Source organism: Spirosoma sp. KCTC 42546, from assembly GCF_006965485.1.
Taxonomy (GTDB): domain Bacteria; phylum Bacteroidota; class Bacteroidia; order Cytophagales; family Spirosomataceae; genus Spirosoma.
In genome coordinates, this window is record NZ_CP041360.1 from 4554480 (window position 1) to 4572625 (window position 18146).

Consider the following 18146-nt stretch of genomic DNA (forward strand, 5'->3'; position numbering starts at 1 on the left):
TAGGATAGATTACAGTGGATTCTATTGGACCTACCTCTATTGATTATTAACAAAATAGTACCAAAAGAATCCACTAGAATCTATAGGATCAAGATTGAATACGTACGTTTTTCATCCAGTCGGACTAAAAGTGGTTGTATTCTTCGTCTGTGACGGGTTGTAACCAACTAACGGCACCTCCCTTGCTCACATTCGGATTGATCGCCAGGTGAGTAAACCGGCTATCTGGGGTGGCACCATGCCAATGCACCACATCAGGGGCAATGTTTACAGCCTCTCCTACCCGTAGGAGTTGAATGGGCTTGCCCTGTTCCTGATAATAGCCTGTCCCCTCGGTAACCACTAAAATTTGTCCGTTGGGATGCGTATGCCAGTTATTTCTGGCCCCCGGCTCAAAGGTTACATCGCTTACTGTACAATCCGTCAAATCATTAGATCCCACAAGCATTTTCACCCAGGCAATCCCAGTAAAGTAATCGGAAGGGGCTTGCACCGCTCCTTCGGGTACCGTCGGTTGTTTATTTTCGGGCTGATTCATAACTTTATTTAGGTTGCTATAGTGTTGCCATGTCAATGACAAACCGATACCTTACATCGCCTTTCAGCATACGCTCATAAGCTGGGTGGATGTTATTGATGGCAATCACCTCAATGTCGGAAACTATGTTATTTTCAGCACAGAAATCAAGCATTTCCTGCGTTTCTGCAATGCCCCCAATACTCGACCCGGCAATGCTTTTTCGGCCCGGAATCAGGCTAAAGGCCAAAAGTGAAGAAGGGGTTGGTGGAGCGCCTACGCATATGTGTACACCGTCTGTTTTTAAGAGATTTAGGTACAGATTGTAATCGTGCTCGGCGGAAACCGTATCCAGAATAAAATCAAAATATCCGGTCGCAGATTCAAGCTGAGCCGGATCGCTCGTAACAATAAAATTGTGTGCGCCCAGTTTCCTGGCATCGGCTTCTTTTTTGGGCGATGTACTCAGAACGGTCACCTCCGCGCCGAACGCCACCCCGAATTTTATACCCATGTGCCCAAGGCCACCCAGGCCCAGAACGGCCAGTTTATGTCCTTTGCCTACTTTCCAGTGCCGAAGGGGCGAGTAGGTCGTAATACCCGCACAAAGCAATGGGGCGGTGGCTGCCAGATCCAGCGTTTCAGCAATGTGCAACACAAAATCCTCATTCACCACAATGGTGTTGGAATAGCCGCCATAGGTAGGCGTTTTATGATCTTGTTCCAGACTGTTGTAGGTGAGCGTATTGCCGTTGGTACAATACTGCTCCAGGTCGTTCTGGCAATTGTCGCAAACGCGGCATGAATCGACCATACAGCCGGTACCCGCCAGATCACCAACCTTAAATTTAGTCACCTGGTTACCGACCCCGACAACCCGGCCCACGATCTCGTGACCCGGAACCATCGGAAAAATGCTGCCGCCCCATTCATCCCGTATCTGGTGAAGGTCGGAATGGCAGACGCCACAATATGCAATATCGAATTGAACATCGTGTGGGCCAACCTCGCGTCGGTCAAAATTCCAGGGTGCCAGTGGCGTCTCTTTGGTTTGAGCTGCATAGCCTTTTGCTGCAATCATATTGTTCTGTTGATTAATTATCTAGGTTGTTTTTGATTGTCAATTTACTGACGATCATTTCCCCCCGAGGTTAGGGTTGATAGCTGTTGTATTCATCGTCCGTCACCGGCTCCAGCCAGTCGGCCGCCCCCATTTGTGCATTGGGCCCGATAGCAATATGTGTAAACTCACTGGTTGGTGTGGCCCCATGCCAGTGGATCAGATTCGGCAGAATTTGCACGACATCGCCTTTACGGAGCAACTGAATAGGCTTGCCTTTTTCCTGATAATAGCCTTCCCCATCGGTACAGATCAGGATTTGACCACCTTTATGGCTGTGCCAGTTGTTTCGGCAACCCGGCTCAAAAACAACGTTACCTACGGTGGTATTGAACGTTGGATTATGGGGAACCAGCATGTTTAGCCAGGCGGTTCCCGTAAAGTAGGCGGCCGGCACGTGTTCGCCTTTTGGAAAAATGGCGTTTTTAGTTTCTGTGGTATCCATACATGTTTCTGGTTTGCAGGTATAAACAGCGTATCCATCGAATTTGATTACGCTTACCGCAACGACTTTATCAATTCGTTGAGTGTCTGACACAAAACTAGCGTAGCCTGCGCACGGACGAGTAACGATTATCAAACCAAAACGTAAGAATTTTAACTAATCACCCGAATGTACAGGCGCGTACTGGTAGCAGGAATAGCTTGATATTACTGGACTGATTAGCGACTAATTCAGCCACATAGGCCTAGCCTAAATGAGTCACAAACATGTTTCCCTTTCGTCCGTAAGCGTACATCTTATGTCCAGTAATGGACATAAAAAAAACAAGAAAAATTACACAAAATTCTCACAATCAGCACATTAAGCTCTACCAGTCAGCTATTGGTAAGGTATTTGTTCTACAAAAGTTAAATTAATAATTTCTGTTTACCGACGATGTATATGAAAACTTGGCGTCTTCTATCAGGCCACTGGCTTTTCTGGAAACTGAACATTTTTGAAAATGTACCTTTAACATTGCTAACCAGTTTGCTGACCATCTGTCAACTGCCCACAACTGCCCAATCGACCACCCAACGCTTAGATAGCCTTTTTGCTGCTCTACAAGACGAACAACGCCTAAATGGTACTGTCTTAGTAGCTGAGCAGGGAAAAGTTATTTATCAGAAATCGTTTGGATTCGCACAGGTGAATACCAAAATCCTTAATCGGGACGACACGCGTTTCCAACTGGCCTCCATTGGTAAGACGTTTACAGCTGTGGCTATTTTACAACTTTATGAACAGAAAAAACTGAAACTAGATGATGCATTGATCAACTATCTACCCGACTTCCCATTTGCCACCATCACGATTCGACAACTGCTCTCCCACACGGCTGGGCTGCCCGACCTGCAAATTTTTGAACCCTATATCCGTGATAACCCGGCTCGCATCCTAACGAACGCAGACGTCATACCCGCTTTAAAAAAGTTCGGTAAACTCCCATTCGAGCCGGGTGAGCGGTGGAGTTATTCCAATCCGGGCTATTGTTTATTGGCACTCGTTGTCGAGAAGCTTACCAAAATGCCCTTTCACACCTATCTAAATAGCCATGTCTGGCAGGCATCATCAATGCCAAACACGTACCCATGCTCTATTCCAACCGCTAAAGTTGACCCCAAACGAGCTGAAAGTTACCAACCTATTTTTTTCTCTTCCCAATTACAATTGGTTGATACCATGCAGCGATACCATCCCCTACTGGTCAATTTTGGGGGATTGCAGGGATTGGGCTTTATTGCGAGTACGGCTAACGATTTATGGTCTTTTGACCGGGCATTGTACAGTGGTCGGCTTCTAAAAGCCCAAACCCTGGCACTAGCGTTTACGCCTACTCGATTAAAAAATGGAAACCAGGCAGACGTTGAACGCAACAAGGTGACTTACGGATTAGGCTGGTTTATTGGGCAAGATACCACCATAGGTAAGCGAGTTTGGCATTCGGGGTTCATTCCGGGAGGAAGCACTCTTTTTCTGCGAAATCTGACCAGGCAACAAACCGTGGTAATTTTGACGAATGCCGAGAGTGACGGCCTACAAGAGTCGGGTGAAAATGTACTTAAACTCCTGACGAACCGGCATCTGGCACCCGAAAAAAAATCATTGGCTAAACAGTATGTTAGAGCCCTATTTGAACAGGGACCCGATTATGGGGCAGCACGCTTTATGTCAATGAGAACAGATACGGCTCATTACCGTTTTTCACCGGCTGAGATGGATTATGCCGGTCATCAATTTTTGCTGAATGGCTACACAAGTCAGGCATTGGAGACGCTCAAAATACTAACGTTTGCCGAATCTCAGGCCTGGCAGCCCTATACCAGTTATGCAGAAGTCTTACAGCTAATCGGTAAAAAAGCAGAAGCGGTGATCATGTATCAAAAGTCGCTGAGTTTAAATGCAACCAATGAGCGGGTCCGGCAAGCCCTTACCCAGTTATTGAGCGAAAAATAGACTTAAAGAATTTCGACTAATCACCCACATAGATACCGATACCCTTTGCTTGTAGAAAGCTAAGAAATAGTCCAGGCTAAGGCAGAACAACAATCTTACCGGCTCCCTGATTACTCTCCATAAACTGGTGAGCCGCCACGATCTGGTCCAGTGCAAACGTCCGGCTGACAGCGAGCTTTACTTTACCCGATTCAACCTGCCGAATAAACTCCTGAAAAACTGCCGTCGGGCTACTGATCTGGCCACTATCGTAGACCGTAAGTCGCACGGTGGCAGGAATGAACTCCATTGGGGCAAAATCGGGAATTGCCCAGCTTTCGGCCAGCATCCCGGTCATACAGCCGGTACCGCCGGGTTTAAGGCAACGCAATGAATCGTGAAGGGTAGCGGTGCCCACCAGTTCCAGAACTTTATCGACCCCTTCCGGATATAAAGCCCATACGGCCTCATTCAGCGTTCCATTATCGATCAATATATTCGCGGCCCCGTTCTCACGTAATACCGATTCTTTCTGCGGGTTACGCGTGGTGGCTAACACTGTCAAGCCTGCATTTGCAGCCAGCTGGGTTGCCAGCATTCCGACGGATGACGTCCCCCCCCGAATCAGAAGGGTTTCGCCGGGCTGAATGCCCAGCGCTGGATAGAGCGAGCCGTAAGCCGTTTGAAACATTTCGGGAATTGCCCCCAGCAGGTCCCAGGGTAGCTTGCTCTGGAACGGATGTAGTAGGTGTTTAGGCAACACAGTGTACTCAGCATAACTCCCGTCGAAATCCCGGCCCATCCCACCCATGAGCGCCATTACCTGCTGGCCTTTAGCGTATTGGCCGGAGGGGTCGAACTCTACTTCGCCGACGCACTCGATACCCAGTATGCGTGGAAACCGAACGCCGGGCGAGTACCCTTTCCGGGTCATCAGTTCTGAGCGATTCAGGCCAACGGCTTTTACGTTGACTAAAACCTGTCCATCCTGGGGCGTTGGTACAGGGCGCTCCTCCAGACGAAACTCCTCAGGCGACCCTGGACGATAAATAACAGAAGCTTTCATGGTAACTACACTTTATTGCGTTAGACATGGGGATATGCTCGCCCTTCTAACAGTTGTTTCTCGCTTTATTTTAAGAGAATGTAGCTGTCAAAATGGCCGATAAGCGGCTGTAGCGACATTCGTTTAGGGCTTGAAATTCGTCATCGTTACTGATTACAGCCCGGTCGATTTCTCCATTTGTTCGGTGTAGCGGGTGCCCACCACATCGATTTGTGCAGAGGCCGTCTCAATCTCCCGCAGTTCGTCGGCCGCTAGTTGAATCGCAGCGGCTCCGTTATTTTCTGTCAGACGGTTCAGCTTCGTGGTGCCCGGAATGGGGACAATCCAGGGTTTCTGCGCCAATACCCAAGCTAACGCAATTTGTGCGGTCGTGGCAGTATGTCGTTCGGCAAACTGATCAAGCAGATCCAATAGCGCTTTATTGGCAGCACGGGCTTCTTCGGTGTATCTCGGCAGAATGTTACGAATATCACCGTCGGCAAATTTGGTGCTTTCATCAATTTTGCCGGTAAGGAATCCTTTACCAAGCGGGCTGTAAGCTACCAGCCCAATGCCCAGTTCCTCGATTGTCGGAATGATTTCTTTTTCGTGCTGACGTGTCCAGAGCGAGTATTCACTTTGCAGAGCTGTAACGGGCTGGACGGCGTGCGCCCGGCGGATGGTTTGCGCCCCCGCTTCCGACAAACCGAAGTGTTTTACTTTACCTTCCTGAATCAAGTCTTTCACGGTTCCCGCTACGTCTTCGATGGGTACGTTCGGGTCAACGCGGTGTTGGTAGAACAAGTCAATGACATCGACACGCAGTCGTTTCATGGAGGCTTCGGCTACTGCTCTGATGTTTTCTGGACGGCTATTCAACCCAGCCTGTTTTCCATCCTGGAAATTAAAGCCGAATTTAGTGGCAATGATCACTTGCCCTTTAAAGGGCTCAAGGGCCTTGCCAACCAGTTCTTCATTACTATATGGGCCATATACTTCGGCCGTATCGAAGAACGTAATACCCTGATCGACAGCAGCGTGAATCAGTGCAATCATCTCGTTGGTGTCCTTAGGCGGGCCGTAGCCAAAGCTCATACCCATACAGCCAAGACCAAGGGCTGATACCTCAAGGCCTCTGTTTCCCAATTTGCGTTTTTGCATTGTTGTACTCATAACGATGTTGGTTAATTCTAGTACAAACCTATAATGATAGCAGTTGGTTAACCAACGAAAAGCAAACAGGAAGTTACGAAAATCAAACAGATTAAAGCTACAGGTAGGGAGCTCAATGCAGAGACCTCCTTCCCCTATTACTGAATAAGTGCCTTTGGCTTATTTCTATGTGTGTGACGATGCAATTACCCGATCTCATATTGAGGAGTATATAAAAGCAATAAGCTATTTTACAGAACGATTAGATTACGTTAAACGCCAATTTTTCTCCCGTTAACCTTGCTTTTATAGATATGGTTTTACCAGCAGCGTACGTGTCAAGGGCTAGGACAGCCACTCAGTTGATCTTTCTGGTTTGTGGCCTGGGTATGTCGAGTTGGGCACCAATGATTCCCCTGGCTAAAGATCGGTTAGCGTTGAACGATGCCAACCTTGGCTTACTACTACTGCTATTGGGTGGTGGCTCCATGCTGATGATGCCGATCTCGGGTTGGTTGGTGAATCGCTTTGGCAGCCGCCTGGTCATGGCTTGTGCGGCTCTGGTCATGGCTCTTGTCCTGCCGCTACTGCTGATTCTATCTTCCACCACAGCTATGGCGGTAACTCTATTTATATTCGGGTCAAGCATTGGTACCATTGACGTAGCCATGAACGCCCATGGCGTACAAGTGCAGAACCTCTTCGGAAGACCAATCATGTCGTCCTTACACGGCCTGTTTAGTGTGGGTGGACTGTTTGGCTCCCTGGGTTTGGGCTCTTTGATGAAGCTGGGCCTTAATCCGGTTTACGCCATTGTCAGTATTGCCGTCCTGATGATCCTGATTACCCTAACCCAGTATAAAAAATTATTTCCTTTAGAGCTAGAACAACAGGCAATTGCCAAATTCTCGGCTTCGGATGAGCGGCCAGCAACGGTCAATCGGCGATTCAACTGGATGCATAGCAGTGTCTTATACCTGGGACTACTATGTTTTGCTATTTTTCTGGCTGAAGGGGCCATTTTGGACTGGAGCGCTATCTTTCTGCGGGACATCAAAGGAGTCACAGCGGAGTTTGCGGGGGCAGGCTATGCGGCCTTTTCCATTGCGATGGCTACGATGCGGTTAGCGGGAGATAAACTAGTGGCAAGCTTAACGAGTAAAATAGTTGTAGTAGGCGGCAGTGTACTAGGTGCTGTCGGTTTAAGCCTTGCCGTGTTGAGTCCCTGGGTAGTTGGAGCCATGTTGGGCTTTGTGCTACTCGGTCTTGGAGTGGCCAATATCGTACCGGTGTTTTTCAGTGAAGCGGGCCGGCTGCCCGGCATTCCACCCACGACCAGCTTACCGGCCATTACGACAATCGGGTATACCGGTTTACTGACAGGGCCGGCTTTATTGGGGTTTATCGCTCACCATTTTTCCCTATCCATCGCATTTGGATTCATAATCTTGCTGTTAGTAGTAGTCGCCGTGAGTTATGGCATAAAAGGGGCAGCTAATTAACTCACCGAAAAGCATTGATTAGAAAGATTTCAGGTAAAACACTTATGCAAACAAAAGACACTAAACCCTATTTACGTTGTCTAGCAAGCGTTGTACAGCCGTAGACTGTAGCCACAAGTGTTTTGCGAGATGGGCAAGTCGACTGTTATTCTCTCCCGCTCTTGTGCTTTTTTCGCCCTTCCTGCGAATAATTGGGGTAACCAATAAATCGAACACCAACGCATGCAAGCAACGGATCAAGCGGAACGGTTTCTGGTGGTTCTGCAGACCCACAAAGGCATTATCTACAAGGTAGCTCATTCGTACTGCGCAGACGCAGAAGATCGGAAGGACCTGGTGCAGGACATCATAGTCCAGTTGTGGAAATCCTTCAATACGTATTCCGATCAGTATAAATATTCTACCTGGATTTACCGCATCGCCTTGAACGTCGCAATTTCAGTTTATCGGAAAGAAACCCGTCGAAAACCGTTGTCCCAGCCTCTCTCGGACAGTATTCTCACCTTGGTTGAATTACCTGTTGCCAACGAAGGCGAAGAGAATCTGGGGTTGTTGCAGCAATTCATTACGGAGCTAAAAGAACTCGACAAAGCCCTATTGCTGCTCTACCTCGACGAAAAAAGTCATCGCGAAATCGCCGAAATCATGGGCATGTCCGAAACCAACGTATCCACCAGAATTGGACGAATTAAAACCGTATTACGACACAAATTTTCAACGATCAAAGCCCAATAACCATGCAGGATATCGAACTCATCAACCTCTGGAAATCGTATAGTCAGAAACTGGACGACAGCCTGGCCCTTAATCGAAAAAATGCTGAAGACCTCACCAAAATCAAGGTTCAATCGTTGTTAGCATCCATGAAACCGCTGAAACTCTTTACCCTTCTGGTAGGTATACTCTGGGTTATTTTTGTCGACAGTTTACTCATCGTTTTATTTCCATTCGCTAGTCCGTTTTTCCTGGTTTCCGCGGCAATTCAAGTGTTGCTGACCAAACTGGCAATCGGTATTTATCTATACCAATTGATCCTGATTCAGCAAGTCGATATCAGCGAACCCATTATAAAAACGCAGGATACGCTGGCGCGTTTAACAGCATCTACACTTTGGGTTACACGTCTGCTGTTTCTACAACTTCCAGTCTGGACTACGTTTTACCTGACGACCCGTTTAGTTGAAAATGGCACTGGTGCCTTTTATCTCGTCCAATCGGCTATTACACTGGCTTTTACGATTCTGGCCATCTGGCTTTTCAGGAATATAAATTATGCCAATCGGGATAAGCAATGGTTCAGACTAGTATTCGAGGGTAAGGAATGGAGTCCGGTGATGAAGTCGATGGAATTGTTGAACCAGATTGAAGCGTATAAAACAGGTACACACTAGCTAATTTTTAGGATAAAAAATCATAGTTGATCTTACTACGTCTAAAAATCTGCGCTCTATGAATCTTACAGAATTCAACCATTTCTAAACTTCAACGGACTGAGTTGAGTATGTTTTTTAAAGAAGTTATCGAAATGAGTCACTTCCGAAAAACCCAATCCGAAGGCAATTTCCGATACGCCCCAGCTGCTTTGCTTAAGCAGGACTTTCGATTCCTGTACAATACGCTCCGCAATGAGTTGGGAGGTTGTTTTTTTTGTTGTTTCCTTAACCGCCCGGTTCAAATGGTTAACATGAACATTCAACTGGTTGGCAAAATCAGAAGCAGTGCGAAAGTTCACTTGCTGATGGGTATCATCAAGCGGAAACTGGCGCTCTAAAAGCTCCAGAAACAGCGCCGAAATTCGTTGGGCAGCATTGATCGGTTGCTTATCAAAGGTAGAGGATGACTGCATTTTCATGGCAAAATGCAGCAGTTCAAAAACAAGATTCCGCAACACATCATACTTATGAATGTACTCAGAGGTGATCTCGTCAAACATACGCTCATAAATATGGGAAACCTGATTTACCTGCTCATCGGTCAGTTCAACTATATGCGTGCCGTTGGGCTGAAAAACGGCATACTGATTCAGGTTGCCGAACTGATCGAAAAAGTGTTGATTAAAAATGCAGAAAAAACCCCTCCGGATGTCATCCAGATGTTCCCATTTATACGGTATATGTGGATTGGAAAACGATAGTGCCTGCTTTTTTACATCGATCACTTTATCGGCATAGTGTACCTGACTAGTACCAACAACCAGCATGATTTTGTAATAGTCCCGTCGTTTATAGGGTACGGGCTTAGCTTTATCTCCCACGAAAGGGTCTAACCGAAACACATTAAAATGCCCGATTTCATTTCGAATGGTATCAGGCATCCAGTGGAAGGCCGCCCCATCAAACTTCCGTTTATACAGATCTTCTAAAGTTTCAGCTTTGTTCATCAAGCAAATCTAAATATTTCAAATAGAACGCAGATTATTATGATCTTTATGATTGTACAGACATTAATCATAATCCATCATAAAGATCATAATAATCTGCGTTCTATTTTCTTCATTAAACTGCCCCCCAACTTAAACGGTAGTTTTCTTATCCGTTTACTGGTCAAGTCAAAACTGGCATTTGTCAGAGCAGATACGAAGGCAGGTTCGCTGACTCCACGGACATCGGTATCATTCTCCATAATGTGCACATCAATGATGTTACGGCTGATCGTTGCCATAGCCATATTTCTGCAGTAAGTATCTGTTGTAGAACCAGATGCAATAAAAGATGTTCTGTATTTTATACACGGGACTTACTGATTCATATGTATACCGCTAAACTATAGGTGTATATCCTCTTTGCCTTATTGTATTCAACTAATGACTTACGAAATTCAAACACTTCGCTACCCTACTATCGACATGTAGAGTGAAGTTAACTCTTTTATAAAAACCTAATAAACAGAGGGTTGGAGAAAGTCAGGCTAGTTCATTCCCCAGTTCTTCAAAAATTGATAGTCATTGGAACAATCGAGGGGCTTGTATCAGTTCGATTTGGCTCAACAGTGTCCTTTCGGCTCACACCTGTTGATGGCTGAATACTGTAGGCAAACCGGGCATCCTGCCTTTTTATTGTATAGATGAATGGTTTGTTATCAATCTGAACAATGACTTGATAGGCATCACTCGGCAGGGCCGACAGATCTAACCTGCGCCGGTACTGATTGTGGTTCGTAAACTCCTCGTATACTGTCCTATTTTTTTGATCAGCCACCCGAATTTTGTAGCGCAATTGGTCGGGATTATTGACAATCAGGTACAGCTTACCGGTCGGGTTGATGTAAGCATGCACCTGATAAGCGGTTATTGCCGACTCAAAATACGAAGCGGTGTTTGATCGGACGGTTACTTTGGGAGCTATAGGTTCCACCGGCGTTGGGGGAAGGAGTTCTGTTTTGATTTGTGAGGCTACGAGTTGATTAGCCAGTAAGTGGTCTAATATCCTGTCGAACTGCTTCTGATTTTTCCGACTGAGTTTGACCCACTTTTCGGGCATGATCTCCTCATATAGCAGTTTCCCGTTGGGTTCAAAGAACTGAATCAGCGTACTACGGCTAGCCGCCTGGGTTTTAAGTCGCCAATAGCCCCGTTTGGACTCAGTTTCCTCAACATTCTGTTGAGCCGTTTGCTCGCTCTGGGCCTGGCTCGTTTGAGTATGCAGGAGCAGCATGAGTACAGGAAGCCATAAGGGTGAAGCGAAGTGGGTTAGCCATTGGCGCGGGCTGATTCGTTGTGGTAGCATAGTCAATGAGTTTATAGTAGGAGGTTGTATTACCTGTAGCAAAGCAACTGGCTATGTCCATACGTAATAGGAATTTTAGACTAACGACCAACTCACTCATCCACATAACAGCCAGTGCTCATCCATCGCTGTTGGTCGAGAAAATTGGTTGTTGGTCGAAGGATTCCTCTGTTGAGGAGTTTACGTACGTTGTTGGGCCAATTAACCGTCTTCTAACCAGAAGTAGGTGTAATTTTATCCTTTCATTCAGAAACAACTCATTGACAATGGCTCGTTTCAGTGCGCTTAAAGCCTACCGGGAAGCCTGGCAGCAAGGGCTTTTCTGGCTGGGTTACTTTCTTTTCGAATGGCTCAATACAGGGGCTTATATGGATAACTTTCACCAGAGTTTCTATAGCATTGCCCTGAATATTCCCCTCTTGATTATAGCGGGTTACTGGCATCTGCTGGTTACTGTTAAGCGCTTTTTACTGGCCGGTCGTTTGGCAGGTTTCTGGACAAGCTTACTGGGAGGTGTACTGGTTTTTGGGTTGCTTCGGCGAGCCATTAACTATACCTGGCTGTATCCGGCCTATTACCCGGCTGGTTTACAGAAACCGTACTTGTATTGGCCTAAAATTCTGGCCGAATCCATGCAGCTACATTTAGTGGTTGCCCTCTTTGTAGCAGCGAATCTGGTCCGGCATGCCCTGAATCAGCAACGATTAAGTGAAACGTACCGACGAGAAAAACTTTCCGCCGAATACCGTTTGCTTCAATCTCAGGTTCAGCCCCATTTTTTGTTTAATACCCTCAACAACCTGATCTCGGTTTCGATACACCAGCCAGCACAAATGCCGCACTTATTGCAACGACTGGCCGGCTTACTCAGCTACCAACTGCATGAAAGCCATCGACAGACGGTGCCGATCACAAAAGAACTAGATTACTTGACGGATTATATTTCGCTGGAGCAGATCCGGTACGGGGATCGTCTGGATGTACAGACAAATTTTCGTGAGTTGACAAATTTGAACCAGCTCATGGTACCGCCCATGTTACTGTTACCCTTTGTAGAAAATGCCTTCAAGCATGGGGCCGCCCAAACAGAAACCGCCTGCTGGATTCAACTACATTTGGCCCGTAGTGGCAATCGGCTGGTTTTTTCGGTCGAAAACTCCCTACCGGATGGGATTATGTATCCGTCTACAACAGGTTTAGGCTTAACAAATTTGAAAAGACGGCTGGATATTCTGTTTCCCGGCAATTATGAATTAGTGACCCTGCCAGAGGATAGCCAGTTTCTGGCCGTTTTAAAATTCACGCTAACTTAATGGCTATTCGTTGTTTTGTACTGGATGATGAGCCGCTGGCCACCGATTTGCTGACTGATTACATCAGCCGGTTACCCGATCTGGACCTGGTAGGCGTATCCACAAGCCCAACTCAGGCCCTGCGGTTTTTACAGCAAACGCCAACGGTCGGCGCACCGGTCGATGTTATCTTTCTGGATATTCAGATGCCCCGCTTGTCTGGATTTGATTTACTACGCCCGTTAGGGTACCGGCCCAAGGTTATTTTTACAACGGCCTTCCGCGAGTATGCACTGGATAGTTACGAATTTGACGTGCTTGATTTTCTGGTTAAGCCCATCTCGTTTGAACGCTTCCTCCAGTCAGTGGGCAAAATTTATCGGTTTTCATCCGCAACATCGGCTCTGCCGGAAACACCTGAACCGATAAAAACCGGAAAAGACTACCAATATTTTAAAGTCGACAAAGAGATGGTCAAACTATTTCTGGAGGACATTTTATGGGTTGAGAGTCTGAAAGATTACGTGCGAATTCATACCGTGTCGGGCACGCTGGTTTCTTACCTTCGGATAAGTTATCTGGAAGAAAAACTGCCACCGGATCGATTTGTCCGAATTCACAAATCATTCATTGTAGCCCTGGATCATATTCAGGCCGTCAGCGCAACTTATATCCGAATCAACAACGAGGAAATTCCCATCGGTCGAATTTATAAAGCCAAACTCGAGGAAGTTATCCAGCGAAGTTAAGACGCTGATCAGGCTTTACTTCAGACTAGCTACCTGCTCCTCATATCGTTTGGTATCCAGCTTAGCTTTACGAGCCGTATCAAGCCCCTGCTGGGCCTGTTTATAGGCTTCAGCTTTTTGTCCCATTTTCTGATAGGCCACCGCTAGCTCATACTGAATATCAGCCACCTGCTGGCTCATTTTCCCATCAGCTGGCGCAACGTTCAGCCCATCGGCTGCCCAAACGGGCATTTCCGTAAGGTAGGATGTATCCGTCGCTTTTTCGTTGAAATAATGCATGAGATACGCATAGTCGGCAATCCCAATGGCTTTATTCTGCGCCCTATACTCATTGAACCGTTGCACGGCTCCTGGGGTACTCTTCGCCCGTAGGTGAGCATCCAGTTCCTTGAGTAATGTACGACCCGCGGCTTCATTGGCTGGCACACCCAGGGCAATCATATAGGTACGCATCTGCACAATTTTCTGTAGCGGATTCTGATCGCCGTTCATCCCGTATAAAGTGCGAAAAACCACGCCTTCTCCGGCTTCTTTCACATCTTTTACCGGGAATGCAGCTGTGAACTCACTCAGGTGACTGAAGAAATAAACGGCTAATGGGTTATCAATATCATCGACCAGTCGTTGCAGGCAGTAGAACCCGGCAGGGCTTTTCATTTGCCCGGGTGATTGAAGTAAGTTTCCAACTGCATCGCTAATGGCATGTAGCTGGGCATTGTCCTTCCTGACTTTACAGTACTTCCCATAATTAATTAAAAATCCCAAATCCCGGTCGCCAGCTTCAAAACGAGCGGCATAACCCGCTGTGCGCTGAGCAGGATTGAGTGCAGTACGACCCGCCGAGATAACCTCCTCAATAAACGCGGGCTTAGACGTCTGTTCGGCTGGAGTAGCCATGTGGATGAGGTTGCCCTGGGAATCAAAAAATAACAGCAGGGGAAACTCTGGATACGCAATTCCCTTTTCCTTTTGTAAAGCCACGGATTCGGGCGCGTTGGCTTCGACTTTCCAGTTCACAAAATTGGCGTTGAAGTAATCACCCACAGCTTTTTCGGCCAAAATAGGCGCCAGTGCTTCGCAATGAGGGCAACCCGTTAGGTAGACTTCAACAGCTAAGGGTTTGCGCGCCGTTTTGGCAGCTACTACGGCCGACTGGAATGTTCCCGGCAGGAAACGAATTCCGGGTTTGGGATTAACAGACGCTTGCCCATAGGTTATCAATGGACTCGTAAAGAAGGCAAGCAAACTAAACAAAATCACCCGAAATTTCATAGGGTAGAGAGGATATTGGGTTAGTAAACTTATAGAACGAACCGCACGGACATAGGTTCCCTTTAAAACAATCGTCGGCAAAGTCAGTGCCAGTTTTTGTTGAGCCGCTTCATACGCCTAAATTGGGGTCATGAAACAGATCTTTTTAGGGTTCGCTGTCGGGCTGTTTGCCCTGGGCGGAGGATATGCCCAATCAACGACCACCCCAGGAGCCAGTACGCTACCGCGTATTGCCATTGCGGGTTTAGGTATCGAGTCCAGCACCTTCTCCCCGGCGGTTACGCAGGAGGAAGCCTTTCACGCCCGCTATGGCCCCGAGGTTTTCAATGCCTATCCGTTCATGATGCCCATATCGCCCCTGCGCAAACAGGCCATATGGCTGCCTGCCATTGTTGGCAAATCGCTGCCCGGCGGAGCCGTGACCCGCGCTGCTTACGAATCGCTGGTTAACAAAACCCTGGATTCGCTCAAAAAATACGGCCCCTACGATGGCCTTTATTTTGATATTCATGGTGCCATGAGCGTGGTAGGCCTGGATGACCCGGAAGGCGACTTTCTTACCCGAATCAGAAACGAGATTGGCTATAAAACCCTCGTTTCCACTTCCATGGATTTGCATGGAAATGTATCCTGGCGGTTGGCCCAAAATTCCGATTTGATTACCTGCTATCGGATGGCCCCGCATGAAGATGCCATGCAAACCAAAGAACGAGCTGTGGTAAACCTGCTTGACCGTATCAAAACCGGCAAAGGAAAACCAGCCTATAAAGCCTGGATACCCATCCCAATCCTGCTGCCCGGCGAAAAAACAAGTACCCGCATTGAGCCGGGCAAGACTCTGTATCAAAAAGTGGAGCCCATTGCCGATCATCAGGGTGGCATTGTGGATGCGGCTATCTGGATTGGCTACGCCTGGGCCGATGAGGCTCGTAACCACGCCGTGGTTATGGTTACTGGCGATGATAAGCAAAAAGTAGCCCAGGCCGCTGAGAAACTAGCGCTGGATTTCTGGAATGTACGGAATCAGTTTGACTTTGTAGCCCCAACCGGTACGCTGGAGAAATGCCTGACAAACGCGCTGGCCAGCAAAAAACATCCCTTTTTTATTAGCGATACCGGCGATAACCCAACGGCAGGTGGCGCTGGTGATGTGACCTGGACCCTTACCCAGTTGCTCGCCCGCCCGGAATTTCAGCGGGCGGATGGCCCTTCGCTGATCTATGCATCTATCCCCGATCCAGAACTGGTCAAGAAAGCAATAGCGGCTGGTGTTGGTGGCTCTGTTGAGGGAACAGCAGGCGCTCGGGTTGACGCTCGTTTTGCACCACCCGTTAAACTGAAAGGCACGGTCGAATCAATCGTGAAAGGCGATAAAGATGCGGAAGTGGAAGTAGTTGTCAACGTGGGCAGTATACACGTTATCGTTACCCAAAAACGTAAGCCCTATCACAAAGAGATAGATTTCACCCGCCTGGGTCTTAGCCCCCGAAAATCGGATATTGTAGTTGTAAAAATTGGCTACCTGGAACCTGAACTGTATGCCATGCAAGCCGACTGGATTATGGCGCTAACCCCTGGTGGAGTCGATCAGGATTTGGCTCGTTTACCGTACAAACGCATCAAGCGGCCTATGTTTCCGTTCGATAAAGATATGAAAACGCCAAACCTTTCAGCCCAATTCGTTCCCGTTTCGGGCGAATCTCGCTAGCCAGGTAGTCAACAGGCGCCCCCATATCGAACAAATCGATAATTCCCTGTTATCGGCCTGGCGCACCAGTTATGTCGGTAAAGGCACTTCCTGTTCATTCCCCCTTCTTTGCGTCCGGGAATTAGGTTCTATTGCATCGAAATAGAATCTAATTCCCGGACGCATGCATTTATCCCTCTGTATTAGACTACTCATTTCCACTAATTCGCTCATTGGCCCAAAGGCTGGCAGTACTTAATACTACACGATCATCTAAACCCTCAACATTCACAAAATTGGCTGGCCTTCACCTCAGACTTTCATTCCGATACGTAGTTGCGTTCCTATTGTTATTGATCGTGCTACTAGAATTACATGAAACCGTTCATATTGTGACGGGACGTTTGATTTGTGGCTGTTGGGGGCCAAGAGACTTCAATGTTTGGTCATTATGTCCAACCTGTTCTCAACGCCATCCTCTTTGGTGGCTGGCTACGCTAGCCGGTCCTCTAGCTTCCTTTGCGCTAATGTGGTTAGGAATGGGCTGGCTTAAGTCAACGAACCCAGACCGGAAAGCATTGGGTTTCTCCCTCATTTTTGCTAACATACCCTTTGGCAGAATCAGCACGGTAATGATGGGTGGTGGCGATGAAATGGTTGTGACCAGGCATCTTCTTAAACAGGATTTCAGTCGTACTCAGCTGATTCTGATCTGCTCTGCATTGGTACTGCTTATTGTGATCCCTCCGGTCTATAAAGCGTGGCAAGTACTGACCAACCGCAGAGCATGGCTTTACTTGATTGGTTTTTTAACCCTGCCATTGCTGTTCTTACTCGTTTATGTACTTACCGGCTTAAACTCCCTGTTAACCATGGGTTTCTTAGCAACTCCCTGGATCATGGGAACACCCGTTTTCATTACGCTCCACACCGCAATTGCATTAGCCGGGCTGATTTTTCTTCGCAAAAATCTTTTATCCGTTGCAGCTACTGACTGAAGGTCGACCAGTACAAAATTGCCTACAGTCCAATCAAACCAGACTTATCAACCTCTTCACTAAAATCGTCATGTCTGCACTCAACATACTTACCAATATCAACTGGCTTCTAATTAGTCTTTACGGGGCTTATGTAATCTACCACCTTCTTCAGGCAAATGGCCCGACAGATGCCGCAGGACAGGGACTGGAATCGGCCGTTAAAGGGGTTTTCTTTGTAGCACTGCTTGTCTTAATTGGCTTAAACCTGCTCCCTTATATATGGATAAAGAGCATAGGCCTGCTGCTTGGCATTCTTCTCCTTTGGATGGTATACTATATCTACACCCATTAATCGCCAATCCTAATGATCCGATTTATTATGCAGGTAACCGGCTTTGGCCTTTTCTATATCCTGGTCATGGTGGTCACTTTTCCGTTCATGACGATTATGGGAACTCCCAAACCCTGGCAAAAAAAGCTTGAATTCATGCTCTTTTTCCCGATTGACAATGAAAAAATTGGCGTTATGTGGCTTCCCGGAATGATCGCGGTTATTTTTCTTAACGGATTAATCTGGGGCGTAGTCTTAGTCGGACTGTTCAGATTAGGTATATTCATAAAAAGCCTCATCTAGGAACCAACCGTTCGAAATAGGATCAAGCACAGCCTCTCTACGAGCAATTGTA

The 18146-nt window shown here is 47.2% G+C and carries 18 protein-coding genes; 10 read left to right on the forward strand and 8 right to left on the reverse strand.

Translation table 11 applies throughout. From position 1 onward, the window contains the following. Positions 1–124: 124 nt before the first annotated feature. The 3 genes from EXU85_RS18680 to EXU85_RS18690 all read right to left on the reverse strand — a co-directional run bounded on the left by EXU85_RS18680 (position 125) and on the right by EXU85_RS18690 (position 2082). Positions 125–538 carry a cupin domain-containing protein gene (locus tag EXU85_RS18680; RefSeq protein ID WP_142773539.1) on the reverse strand — a complete coding sequence of 138 codons (414 nt, stop codon included), beginning with the start codon at positions 536–538 and terminating at the stop codon, positions 125–127. 16 nt (positions 539–554) lie between these two features. Next, on the reverse strand, positions 555–1598 hold the full coding sequence (locus tag EXU85_RS18685) for an NAD(P)-dependent alcohol dehydrogenase (RefSeq protein ID WP_142773540.1): 1044 nt from the start codon (positions 1596–1598) through the stop codon (positions 555–557). 70 nt (positions 1599–1668) lie between these two features. Then, positions 1669–2082, reverse strand: coding sequence for a cupin domain-containing protein (locus EXU85_RS18690; protein ID WP_142773541.1), 414 nt, complete (start codon positions 2080–2082; stop codon positions 1669–1671). A gap of 441 nt (positions 2083–2523) precedes the next feature. On the opposite strand from EXU85_RS18690, the gene EXU85_RS18695 reads away from it, so the two are divergent. Next, on the forward strand, positions 2524–4077 hold the full coding sequence (locus tag EXU85_RS18695) for a serine hydrolase (RefSeq protein WP_168207821.1): 1554 nt from the start codon (positions 2524–2526) through the stop codon (positions 4075–4077). Between the two features lie 76 nt (positions 4078–4153). On the opposite strand, the gene EXU85_RS18700 is transcribed toward EXU85_RS18695, so the two are convergent. Then, on the reverse strand, positions 4154–5122 hold the full coding sequence (locus EXU85_RS18700; protein ID WP_142773543.1) for a zinc-binding alcohol dehydrogenase family protein: 969 nt from the start codon (positions 5120–5122) through the stop codon (positions 4154–4156). A 153-nt stretch (positions 5123–5275) separates the two neighbouring features. Further along, positions 5276–6262: an aldo/keto reductase gene (locus tag EXU85_RS18705; protein WP_142776761.1), complete on the reverse strand. Its 987-nt coding sequence runs from the start codon at positions 6260–6262 to the stop codon at positions 5276–5278. Between the two features lie 326 nt (positions 6263–6588). Here EXU85_RS18705 and EXU85_RS18710 point away from each other — a divergent pair, with 326 nt between their 5' ends. The 3 genes from EXU85_RS18710 (at position 6589) to EXU85_RS18720 (ending at position 9146) form a co-directional block, all read left to right on the forward strand. Continuing rightward, entirely contained in the window at positions 6589–7755 is a 1167-nt protein-coding gene (locus tag EXU85_RS18710; RefSeq protein ID WP_371731915.1) for an MFS transporter, read from the forward strand. Positions 7756–7977: 222 nt separating this feature from the next. Further along, positions 7978–8490 carry an RNA polymerase sigma factor gene (locus EXU85_RS18715; protein ID WP_142773545.1) on the forward strand — a complete coding sequence of 171 codons (513 nt, stop codon included), beginning with the start codon at positions 7978–7980 and terminating at the stop codon, positions 8488–8490. Positions 8491–8492: 2 nt separating this feature from the next. Continuing rightward, positions 8493–9146 carry a hypothetical protein gene (locus EXU85_RS18720; protein ID WP_142773546.1) on the forward strand — a complete coding sequence of 218 codons (654 nt, stop codon included), beginning with the start codon at positions 8493–8495 and terminating at the stop codon, positions 9144–9146. A 74-nt stretch (positions 9147–9220) separates the two neighbouring features. Here EXU85_RS18720 and EXU85_RS18725 read toward each other — a convergent pair whose 3' ends face one another. Both EXU85_RS18725 and EXU85_RS18730 read right to left on the reverse strand, forming a co-directional pair. Then, complete coding sequence (locus EXU85_RS18725; RefSeq protein WP_142773547.1) at positions 9221–10135, reverse strand: AraC family transcriptional regulator; 915 nt, start codon at positions 10133–10135, stop codon at positions 9221–9223. 547 nt (positions 10136–10682) lie between these two features. Beyond that, positions 10683–11480, reverse strand: a complete 798-nt coding sequence (locus tag EXU85_RS18730) for a hypothetical protein (RefSeq protein ID WP_142773548.1) — start codon at positions 11478–11480, stop codon at positions 10683–10685. A 266-nt stretch (positions 11481–11746) separates the two neighbouring features. Between EXU85_RS18730 and EXU85_RS18735 the strand changes: the two genes are divergently transcribed. Further along, positions 11747–12793 carry a sensor histidine kinase gene (locus EXU85_RS18735; RefSeq protein ID WP_168207822.1) on the forward strand — a complete coding sequence of 349 codons (1047 nt, stop codon included), beginning with the start codon at positions 11747–11749 and terminating at the stop codon, positions 12791–12793. Then, complete coding sequence (locus EXU85_RS18740; RefSeq protein WP_142773550.1) at positions 12793–13521, forward strand: LytTR family DNA-binding domain-containing protein; 729 nt, start codon at positions 12793–12795, stop codon at positions 13519–13521. Before EXU85_RS18735 ends, EXU85_RS18740 begins: the two co-directional genes overlap by 1 nt. Before the next feature lie 15 nt (positions 13522–13536). Here EXU85_RS18740 and EXU85_RS18745 read toward each other — a convergent pair whose 3' ends face one another. Next, positions 13537–14793, reverse strand: a complete 1257-nt coding sequence (locus tag EXU85_RS18745; protein WP_142773551.1) for a thioredoxin — start codon at positions 14791–14793, stop codon at positions 13537–13539. Positions 14794–14923: 130 nt separating this feature from the next. Here EXU85_RS18745 and EXU85_RS18750 point away from each other — a divergent pair, with 130 nt between their 5' ends. The 4 genes from EXU85_RS18750 to EXU85_RS18765 all read left to right on the forward strand — a co-directional run bounded on the left by EXU85_RS18750 (position 14924) and on the right by EXU85_RS18765 (position 18094). Then, entirely contained in the window at positions 14924–16501 is a 1578-nt protein-coding gene (locus EXU85_RS18750; protein WP_142773552.1) for a M81 family metallopeptidase, read from the forward strand. Positions 16502–17019: 518 nt separating this feature from the next. Then, positions 17020–17478 carry a hypothetical protein gene (locus tag EXU85_RS18755; RefSeq protein WP_246859150.1) on the forward strand — a complete coding sequence of 153 codons (459 nt, stop codon included), beginning with the start codon at positions 17020–17022 and terminating at the stop codon, positions 17476–17478. A gap of 70 nt (positions 17479–17548) precedes the next feature. Beyond that, positions 17549–17812: a hypothetical protein gene (locus EXU85_RS18760; protein WP_142773554.1), complete on the forward strand. Its 264-nt coding sequence runs from the start codon at positions 17549–17551 to the stop codon at positions 17810–17812. 12 nt (positions 17813–17824) lie between these two features. After that, positions 17825–18094 (forward strand): hypothetical protein, encoded by a 270-nt coding sequence (locus EXU85_RS18765; RefSeq protein WP_142773555.1) that lies wholly within the window; start codon positions 17825–17827, stop codon positions 18092–18094. Positions 18095–18146 lie beyond the last annotated feature (52 nt).

Excerpts from the sequence above, each read along its gene's own strand:
- EXU85_RS18735 (WP_168207822.1), top strand. The coding sequence starts at position 11,747 with ATGGCTCGTTTCAGTGCGCTTAAAGCCTACCGGGAAGCCTGGCAGCAA.
- EXU85_RS18745 (WP_142773551.1), bottom strand. The coding sequence starts at position 14,793 with ATGAAATTTCGGGTGATTTTGTTTAGTTTGCTTGCCTTCTTTACGAGT.
- EXU85_RS18740 (WP_142773550.1), top strand. The coding sequence starts at position 12,793 with ATGGCTATTCGTTGTTTTGTACTGGATGATGAGCCGCTGGCCACCGAT.
- EXU85_RS18690 (WP_142773541.1), bottom strand. The coding sequence starts at position 2,082 with ATGGATACCACAGAAACTAAAAACGCCATTTTTCCAAAAGGCGAACAC.
- EXU85_RS18760 (WP_142773554.1), top strand. The coding sequence starts at position 17,549 with ATGTCTGCACTCAACATACTTACCAATATCAACTGGCTTCTAATTAGT.
- EXU85_RS18750 (WP_142773552.1), top strand. The coding sequence starts at position 14,924 with ATGAAACAGATCTTTTTAGGGTTCGCTGTCGGGCTGTTTGCCCTGGGC.
- EXU85_RS18720 (WP_142773546.1), top strand. The coding sequence starts at position 8,493 with ATGCAGGATATCGAACTCATCAACCTCTGGAAATCGTATAGTCAGAAA.
- EXU85_RS18715 (WP_142773545.1), top strand. The coding sequence starts at position 7,978 with ATGCAAGCAACGGATCAAGCGGAACGGTTTCTGGTGGTTCTGCAGACC.
- EXU85_RS18755 (WP_246859150.1), top strand. The coding sequence starts at position 17,020 with ATGGGCTGGCTTAAGTCAACGAACCCAGACCGGAAAGCATTGGGTTTC.
- EXU85_RS18700 (WP_142773543.1), bottom strand. The coding sequence starts at position 5,122 with ATGAAAGCTTCTGTTATTTATCGTCCAGGGTCGCCTGAGGAGTTTCGT.
- EXU85_RS18680 (WP_142773539.1), bottom strand. The coding sequence starts at position 538 with ATGAATCAGCCCGAAAATAAACAACCGACGGTACCCGAAGGAGCGGTG.
- EXU85_RS18705 (WP_142776761.1), bottom strand. The coding sequence starts at position 6,262 with ATGCAAAAACGCAAATTGGGAAACAGAGGCCTTGAGGTATCAGCCCTT.
- EXU85_RS18695 (WP_168207821.1), top strand. The coding sequence starts at position 2,524 with ATGAAAACTTGGCGTCTTCTATCAGGCCACTGGCTTTTCTGGAAACTG.
- EXU85_RS18765 (WP_142773555.1), top strand. The coding sequence starts at position 17,825 with ATGATCCGATTTATTATGCAGGTAACCGGCTTTGGCCTTTTCTATATC.
- EXU85_RS18685 (WP_142773540.1), bottom strand. The coding sequence starts at position 1,598 with ATGATTGCAGCAAAAGGCTATGCAGCTCAAACCAAAGAGACGCCACTG.
- EXU85_RS18730 (WP_142773548.1), bottom strand. The coding sequence starts at position 11,480 with ATGCTACCACAACGAATCAGCCCGCGCCAATGGCTAACCCACTTCGCT.
- EXU85_RS18725 (WP_142773547.1), bottom strand. The coding sequence starts at position 10,135 with ATGAACAAAGCTGAAACTTTAGAAGATCTGTATAAACGGAAGTTTGAT.